General features: G+C 68.1%; 8 protein-coding genes and 2 pseudogenes. 8 read left to right on the top strand and 2 right to left on the bottom strand.

The window, feature by feature from the left end:
• Positions 1-193 (bottom strand): annotated as a pseudogene (locus tag FXN61_RS51185) (2-oxo acid dehydrogenase subunit E2); the annotation flags it as partial.
• 70 nt (positions 194-263) lie between these two features.
• The gene (locus FXN61_RS44750) at positions 264-548 is read right to left on the bottom strand and encodes a hypothetical protein (protein ID WP_167979896.1); all 285 of its coding nucleotides are present in this window, start codon (positions 546-548) and stop codon (positions 264-266) included.
• Between the two features lie 155 nt (positions 549-703).
• Between FXN61_RS44750 and FXN61_RS44745 the strand changes: the two genes are divergently transcribed.
• The 8 genes and pseudogenes from FXN61_RS44745 (at position 704) to FXN61_RS44710 (ending at position 7,929) form a co-directional block, all read left to right on the top strand.
• Positions 704-1,198 carry a GNAT family N-acetyltransferase gene (locus tag FXN61_RS44745; RefSeq protein ID WP_167979895.1) on the top strand — a complete coding sequence of 165 codons (495 nt, stop codon included), beginning with the start codon at positions 704-706 and terminating at the stop codon, positions 1,196-1,198.
• Positions 1,199-1,274: 76 nt separating this feature from the next.
• Positions 1,275-3,290: a threonine--tRNA ligase gene (thrS, locus tag FXN61_RS44740; RefSeq protein WP_167979897.1), complete on the top strand. Its 2,016-nt coding sequence runs from the start codon at positions 1,275-1,277 to the stop codon at positions 3,288-3,290.
• Positions 3,287-3,835 carry an HIT family protein gene (locus tag FXN61_RS44735; RefSeq protein ID WP_167979894.1) on the top strand — a complete coding sequence of 183 codons (549 nt, stop codon included), beginning with the start codon at positions 3,287-3,289 and terminating at the stop codon, positions 3,833-3,835. Before thrS ends, FXN61_RS44735 begins: the two co-directional genes overlap by 4 nt.
• Positions 3,836-3,883: 48 nt before the next feature.
• Complete coding sequence (locus FXN61_RS44730) at positions 3,884-4,063, top strand: hypothetical protein (RefSeq protein WP_167979890.1); 180 nt, start codon at positions 3,884-3,886, stop codon at positions 4,061-4,063.
• A gap of 305 nt (positions 4,064-4,368) precedes the next feature.
• Positions 4,369-5,208 (top strand): helix-turn-helix domain-containing protein, encoded by an 840-nt coding sequence (locus FXN61_RS44725; protein WP_167979893.1) that lies wholly within the window; start codon positions 4,369-4,371, stop codon positions 5,206-5,208.
• Between the two features lie 94 nt (positions 5,209-5,302).
• Positions 5,303-5,904: pseudogene (pgsA, locus tag FXN61_RS44720) on the top strand (phosphatidylinositol phosphate synthase).
• On the top strand, positions 5,901-6,803 hold the full coding sequence (locus FXN61_RS44715) for a phosphatidylinositol mannoside acyltransferase (protein WP_167979892.1): 903 nt from the start codon (positions 5,901-5,903) through the stop codon (positions 6,801-6,803). The pseudogene pgsA and the gene FXN61_RS44715 overlap by 4 nt, the downstream one beginning before the upstream one ends.
• 13 nt (positions 6,804-6,816) lie before the next feature.
• Complete coding sequence (locus tag FXN61_RS44710; RefSeq protein ID WP_167979891.1) at positions 6,817-7,929, top strand: glycosyltransferase family 4 protein; 1,113 nt, start codon at positions 6,817-6,819, stop codon at positions 7,927-7,929.
• The last annotated feature ends 161 nt before the right edge of the window (positions 7,930-8,090 follow it).

The following is an 8,090-nucleotide window of genomic DNA, read 5'->3' as shown; positions in this document are numbered from 1 at the left end:
CCTCCGCCGCTGAAGCCGCCGCGGGTGCTTCTGCCGCCGTCGCCGCCGGTTGCTCGGGGGCTGGCTGCTGACCAGGCGTGGCCGGTGCGCCGGCCGGCAGCGGGGTCGTGGCCTGGTCCGGTGCAGGCTGGGGTGCCTGCGGTTCGTTCTTCGGCGGCTCTGCCGGTGGAGGCGCCTGTCCCTGCTCGCTCATGTCATCAACGATGCGCTGTTCGGCTGAGTAGAGCCTGACAGCCGCCTGTTCGTTTCCTGAAGCCGCCGAGTCAGGCGGTGCAGACGCCGTGGCGCAGCGATTCCGGCAGGTCAGCGCCGTGCGCGGAGTTCAGCACCGGACGCGAGGCGGCGAAGATGTGCCGCTGGTCGGCATAGGTCGCACCGAAAAGTTCAGGATCGAGAACGCCGGACCACACGAAGCGCAACGCCGTGCGTGTGCCGTCACGGGCGTCGCGCCGTGCGTAGTGGTCGCGCAGGTCGGCGTACAGCAGGCGCAGTTCGTCCCGGTTCGACTCGGTGAGGCGGACCGGGCATTCGACCACCTGGTCGTCCATGTCGGTGCTCCTAACGGTGGGCCGGGCACACAGACTGCTCGCCCTGGCCGCCGGGACGCATCCGAAAAACCACTCAGAACCGTCTACGTATGAATCGCGAACGCGGAACCACCCGGTCGAGTTAACAGCTTGCGCGCACCCGCTTCAATCGGACCATGGAACTCGTACCCCTCCGTCCTGAGTTCGCGCCGCAGATGCTCGCGGGCGGCCCGAACAACGACGAGGTCAACCGCTTCACCGGCACGCACGCCACGTTCACGCTGGAGGATTACGAGGCGTACATCGAGCGGACGCTGAACGATCCGGACCGCTACACCCGTGCAATCGTCGAGGACGGCCGGTTCATCGGCGAGGTCGTGCTCAGCCCCATCGACGACGCCAACCGGAAATCAGGTCTGCGGATCGCGCTGTGGGACGGGTTCGGCAAGGGCTACGGCACCATCGCGATCAAGCACGTCCTCGACTACGCGTTCAACGAGCGCAACCTCCACCGGGTGGACCTGGAGGTGTACGACTTCAACGAGCGGGCGATCCACGTCTACAAGAAGTGCGGCTTCCGCGAGGAAGGCAGGCTGAGGGACGCCCTGCTCTGGGACGGCGTCTTCCACGACGCGATCGTCATGTCGGTTTTGAGCACCGATAACATCTGATCCGCATCAACCAACTTTTGACCTAGGAGTCACCGTGTCCGAGTCGCGCCCAGCAGTCGCCCAGAACCCGCCGCGCGTGGTGGTTCCGGCTGGGACGACGGCGGGCACGGCCGTGCGTGAGGCGGGCCTCCAGGGCAAGGGTGCTAAAGACCCTGCCGCGATCGTCGTCGTGAAGGACGCCGAGGGCCACCTGCGCGACCTGTCGTGGACCCCGCAGGTCGACGTCGAGGTCGAGGCCGTCGCCGCGGACACCGAGGACGGCCGCAGCGTCATCCGCCACTCCGCGGCGCACGTGCTGGCGCAGGCGGTGCAGCAGCAGTTCCCCGAGGCCAAGCTCGGCATCGGCCCGCCGGTGAAGGACGGCTTCTACTACGACTTCCAGGTCGAGACGCCGTTCACCCCCGAGGACCTGCAGGCGCTGGAGAAGCGCATGAAGCAGATCATCAAGTCCTCGCAGCGGTTCTCGCGCCGCGTGGTCGAGTCGATCGACGCCGCCAAGAGCGAGCTCGCCAAAGAGCCGTTCAAGCTGGAGCTCGTCGACATCAAGAGCGACGTCGACACCAGCGAGATCATGGAGGTCGGCGGCGGCGAGCTGACGATCTACGACAACCTCGACCCGCGCTCCGGCGAGCAGGTGTGGGGCGACCTGTGCCGCGGTCCGCACGTGCCGACCACCAAGCACATCCCGGCGTTCAAGCTGACCCGCGTCGCCGCCGCGTACTGGCGGGGCAACGAGAACAACCCGCAGCTGCAGCGCATCTACGGCACCGCCTGGGAGTCGGCGGAGGCGCAGGACGCGTACCTGGAGCGGCTGGCCGAAGCCGAGCGCCGCGACCACCGCAAGCTCGGCGTGGAGCTGGACCTGTTCAGCTTCCCCGACGAGATCGGCTCCGGCCTCGCGGTGTTCCACCCCAAGGGCGGCATCATCCGCAAGGCCATGGAGGACTACTCCCGGCAGCGGCACGTCGAAGAGGGCTACGAGTTCGTCTACTCGCCGCACATCACCAAGGGCAAGCTGTTCGAGGTCTCCGGCCACCTGGACTGGTACCGCGACGGCATGTATCCGGCGATGCACCTCGACGCGGAGCTCAACGAGGACGGCACGGTCCGCAAACCCGGCCAGGACTACTACCTGAAGCCGATGAACTGCCCGTTCCACGACCTCATCTTCAAGTCGCGCGGGCGTTCGTACCGCGAGCTGCCGCTGCGCATGTTCGAGTTCGGCGGCGTGTACCGCTACGAGAAGTCCGGTGTGGTGCACGGCCTGACCCGCGTGCGCGGCATGACGCAGGACGACGCGCACATCTTCTGCACCAGGGACCAGATCCGCGACGAGCTGAAGTCGCTGCTCACCTTCGTGCTGGACCTGCTGCGCGACTACGGGCTGGACGACTTCTACCTGGAGCTCTCGACCAAGAACCCGGAGAAGTTCGTCGGCCCTGACGAGGTCTGGGAGGAAGCGACCGAGACGCTGCGCTCGGTGGCAGAGGAGTCCGGTCTGGAGCTCGTGCCGGATCCGGGCGGCGCCGCGTTCTACGGCCCGAAGATCTCCGTGCAGGCACGTGACGCGCTCGGCCGCACTTGGCAGATGTCGACCATCCAGCTCGACTTCATGCTGCCCGAGAAGTTCGAGCTCGAGTACACCGGTCCCGACGGCTCCCGCCAGCGCCCGGTCATGATCCACCGCGCGCTGTTCGGTTCGGTGGAGCGGTTCTTCGGCGTGCTGACCGAGCACTACGCGGGCGCGTTCCCGGCGTGGCTCGCGCCGGTCCAGGTCGTGGGCATCCCGGTCACCTCCGAGAACGCCGACCACCTGTTCGCGGTGCGCGAGGTGCTGAAGCGCAAGGGCATCCGGGTCGACGTCGACGCCTCGGACGACCGCATGCAGAAGAAGATCCGCAACCACACCATGCAGAAGGTGCCGTTCATGCTCCTGGCCGGCGCCAAGGACGTGGAGGCGAACGCGGTGTCGTTCCGGTTCCGCGACGGCACGCAGATCAACGGTGTGCCGGTGGAGCGGGCCGTCGAGCAGATCGTCGAGTGGGTGCAGCGCCGGGAGAACGCCTCGCCCACGGCGGAACTGCTCTCGTGACGCCTGAGTACTCCGAACAGGACGGTGTCGGGGTCCACGACGCGTTGCAGCGGCTGTGGACCCCGCACCGCCTGTCCTACGTGCAGGGTGCGGGCAAGGCGGAAGGCGACGAGCCCGCGGGCTGCCCGTTCTGCCGCGTGGTCGCGTTGTCCGACGAGGACGGCCTGATCATCGCGCGCGGTGCCGAGGTGTTCGCGGTGCTGAACCTGTACCCGTACAACCCCGGCCACCTGATGGTGCTGCCGTACCGGCACGTGCCGGACTACACGGACCTGACGGCGTCGGAGACGGCGGAGTTCGCCGCGTTCACGCAGAAGGCGATGCGGGTGGCACGGCACGTGGCGGCGCCGCACGGGTTCAACGTCGGCATGAACCAGGGCGTCGTCGCCGGCGCCGGGATCGCCGCCCACCTGCACCAGCACGTCGTGCCGCGGTGGGGTGGGGACGCGAACTTCATGCCGGTCATCGGGCACACCAAGGTGCTGCCGCAGCTGCTGGGGGAGACCCGTCAGCTGCTGGCGGACGGCTGGAAGGCTGTCGACTGACGCTCGGTAGCTATTGACTTTCGATAGATCACGAGCGATGGTCGATCTATGCCCCGGTTGCTGGTGCCCTTGGTGGCCTGCGTTCTCGTCGTCGCGCTCGGCGTCGGCGCCATCATGTACGCCGACCACGACGACGCTCCCGGGCTGGGGCTCATCGGTGTCGTGCTGATCCTCGGTGCCATCGGCTTCGGTGCGCGCGCTGTATTGCGTGCGCGGAAGTCTGTTTGATAGTCGCTGGGCTAAACTCTGCGTTTAGCCAGGTCATGCGTGATTGAAAGCCGTACCAATTCTTGGACAAAAGAGTGACAAAAACCACTCACGTTGTCCGCATAGGACAACCAGTGCAGTTTCCATGCGGAGCGGAATAGCTTGCGTTGCAACTTTCGGGTGCTTTTCCGCCGTCGGTCGAGACGTAACGCCAGTACAAACCGATTCCAGGTAGGTGAGATCACCCACCTGGAGGTGTCAACTGCTAGTCAAGTCCCCGCCTATGGCCGATCGTCTCAGCGTGTGCGGATGGTTACGGTGCGAACATGACCGCACCTGAGCGTTCGCGATTAGCGAGAGAACGGCTTTCGCGTGAGTTACGCAGGTTGCGCACCGAGGCGAAGATGACCGGCACGGCCACCGCCCGTGCCACCGGGATGAGCCAGTCAAAGCTGTCGAAGATCGAGAACGGCATGCTGCTCCCGTCCGTCACGGACGTGGAGCGTCTCGTGGCGGAACTGGCCGCGACGAGAGAGACGCGCATCGAACTGGTCGAACTCGCCAGGTCGCTGCACGCGGAGGCGGAAACCCGCCGCGTCGTGCTGCACCGAGGGGCGCACCGCCACCAGCAGACGATCAGCCGCGTGGAGGCGCGGGCGGCGACATCGAGGTTCTTCCAGGTCAACCTGGTGCCCTCGCTGCTGCAGTCCGAGGCCTACCTGCGCATCGTGCTGGGGACGATGCCGCAGGCCGAGCAGGAGGCCGCGGTGGCCGCGCTGCGCATACGGCGTTCCCGGATGGACGACCTCGCCAAGCAGTTCGTGTTCGTGCTCTCCGAAAGCGCGCTGCGCTGGCGGATGGGCTCGGCGGAGCTCATGGCGGAACAGGTCGAGCACCTGGCCGCGATCCAGCGCCGCCCGAACGTCCGGCTGGGCGTCGTGCCGTGGTCGGCGGACGCGAACGTGGTCGCGCTGCACGGTTTCCACATCTACGACGAGCGCGTTGTCACGGTCAGCGTGCTCACCGGCAACGCCACCATCACCGATCCGCTGGACGTGCGCGAGTACCTCGCGTTGTTCGGCCGGCTGGAGCGGCTGGCGGTGCGCGGGGAGGAGCTGCAGGCGTTGCTGAAACGGATCGCCGAGGACCACCGCAGACTGGGATAGAGGGGGGTCGAGGGGGTTTCACAAGGGCTGTTCGCGGGTGCCGCCTCACCCGCGGGCCACGTGTTTCACCAGTCCAGCTAGGCTGCGACACGCCATGCTGAACATCTTCGCTCGCGCGTCCGTCTCGCGCGTCACCGACCCGATCGGGGCGTGGCTGCTGGCGCGTGGCCTCACACCCAACGCCGTCACAGTGGTCGGCACGGCCGGTGCCGTGGCGAGTGCGCTGTGGTTCATTCCCCGCGGGCAGCTGTTCGTCGGCTCCGCGCTGGTGACGTTCTTCGTGCTGCTCGACCTGATCGACGGCGCGATGGCCCGTGCGCAGGGACCCACGAAGTTCGGCGCGGTCCTCGACGCCACCTGCGACCGCATCGCCGACGGCGCGCTCTTCGCCGCGCTCACCTGGTACGCGTTCGACACCGGCTCACGCTGGACGGCCGTGGCCGGGTTCGTCTGCCTGGTCGCCTCACAGGTCATCTCGTACGTGAAGGCACGTGCCGAGGCGTCTGGACTCTCCGCCGACGGTGGTCTGGCCGAGCGGGCGGAACGCTTCATCGTCGCCCTCGTCGGCGCCGGTGTGCAGGGCCTCGGCGTGCCGCACCTGCTGGACATCGCACTGTGGCTGCTGGCGGTCATGACGTCGCGACGGTGATCCAGCGGATCCTCGCCGTGGCGAAGTCGGCGCGGGAGGCCGCGTGAACCTGGCGACCCTCGGGTACACGGCAGGATGGCGGCTGATTCGCCTGCTGCCGCAGTCGTGGGCCCGTGCGTTGTTCCGCTTCGGTGCCGGCTACGCCGCGAAGCGTGGTGGCGCGAGCGTCGAGCAGCTGCGCACGAACCTGCGCCGGGTCGTTCCCCAGGCGGGCGAGGAAGAGCTCGACGACCTGGTGCGCGACTCGCTCCGTTCGTACGCGCGCTACTGGTGCGAGGCCTTCCGGCTGCCGTCGATGGACCTCCGCGCCGTCTACGAGAAGTGCAACTCGCAGGTGTCCGGCCAGGAGAACCTCGACGCGGCGCTCAGGAACGGCACCGGCGCGGTCGTCGCCCTCCCGCACAGCGGCAACTGGGACATGGCCGGCGTCTGGCTCGTTGGCCATTCCGGCACGTTCACGACGGTGGCCGAGCGGCTGCAGCCCGAGTCGCTGTACCGCAAGTTCGTGGAGTTCCGCGAGACCCTCGGCTTCGAGGTCCTGCCGCTGGGCGGCGGCGACCGTCCACCCGCGACGGTGCTGGCCGAGCGCCTGCGGGCCAACAAGGTCGTGTGCCTGCTGAGCGACCGCGACCTGACCTCGTCCGGCGTTCCTGTGACGTTCTTCGGCGAACAGACCCTGATGCCCGCCGGTCCCGCGCACCTCGCCGCGACGACGGGTGCCGCGCTGCTGCCGGTCGGCTGCTGGTTCACCGAGGACGGCTGGCACTTCCGCATCCACCCGCCGATCAAGGTGAGCACCGTCCAGGCAGCCACCCAGGCCGTCGCCGACGTGTTCGCCGCCGACATCGCCGCCCACCCCGCCGACTGGCACATGCTGCAGAAGCTCTGGCTCGCCGACCTGCCGGAGGGCCGACGCGCCGCACTGGCCAGGAGGCTCTCGCGGTGAAGGTGGTGGCCAGATGAAGGTTGGAATCGTCTGTCCGTACTCCTTCGACGTGCCAGGGGGAGTGCAGGCGCACGTCGTCGACCTGGCGCGCGCCCTGATCGGTCTCGGGCACACGGTGAACGTCCTGGCCCCTGCCGACGACGACCAGGAACTACCTTCGTTCGTCACCTCCGCCGGCCGCGCGGTCGGCATCCCGTACAACGGCTCGGTCGCGCGGCTGTCGTTCGGCCCTGTCTCGTACACGCGGGTCCGCCGCTGGATCGACGAGCACTCGTTCGACGTCCTGCACCTGCACGAGCCCACCGCGCCGTCGTTGTCGTTCTTGGCGTTGATGGTCGCCGACGGCCCAATCGTCGCCACGTTCCACACCTCGACGCCGCGTTCCAAGATGCTCTCGGCGTTCCAGGGCGTGCTGCAGCCGTTCCTGGAGAAGGTCACCGCCCGCATCGCGGTGTCGGCGCTGGCCAGGCGCGTTCAGGTCGAGCACCTCGGTGGCGACGCCGTGGAGATCCCGAACGGCGTCGACGTCGACTTCTTCGCCTCGGCGTCCACTTTGGACGGCTATCCCCGGCCCGGCGGCACGATCGGCTTCGTCGGTCGCTACGACGAGCCGCGCAAAGGCATGCCGATCCTGTGGGAAGCCTTCGGTCTGATCGCCGCCGAGTTCCCGGACCTGCGCCTGCTGGTCGTGGGCCGCGGTGAGACGTCGTTCGACGGGCCTTTCGCCGATCGCGTGGATCTGCTGGGCCAGGCCGACGACGCCGAGAAGGCCAGGATGCTGCGTTCCGTGGACGTCTACGTCGCTCCGAACACCGGCGGCGAGTCCTTCGGCATCATCCTGACCGAGGCCATGTCCGCCGGCACCGCCGTGGTGGCCAGCGATCTCGACGCGTTCCGCCGCGTGCTGGACGACGGCAAGGCGGGCGTGCTGTTCCCCGTCGGCGACGCACACGCTCTGGCCTCCGCTTTGCGTTCGGTGCTGCGCGACTCCGCTCTGCGCGCCGAGTACGTCGACATCGCCGCGCAACGCGTGCAGGCCTTCGACTGGTCCGTGGTCGCGAGCCAGGTGCTGCGCGTCTACGAGACCGCCATCGCCGCCGACCCGCGTCGGGTGAGCGAGGCGTGACCGCTGTGCAATTGTGCGAGGTGAGTCGGCCGTGACCACCGCGCTCGTCGTCGTCCTGGTGGCGTTGCTGCTGGCCGCCTGGATCCTGTCGATCGCGAACCGCCTGGACCGCCTGCACGTCCGCACCGACGCCGCCTGGGCCGCCCTGGACGCCGCCCTGG

It is taken from the genome of Lentzea indica (assembly GCF_012184385.1).
Lineage (GTDB): Bacteria > Actinomycetota > Actinomycetes > Mycobacteriales > Pseudonocardiaceae > Lentzea > Lentzea indica.
Note: the sequence above shows the minus strand (reverse complement) of the source record. Positions and strands in the feature narration are given on the sequence as shown.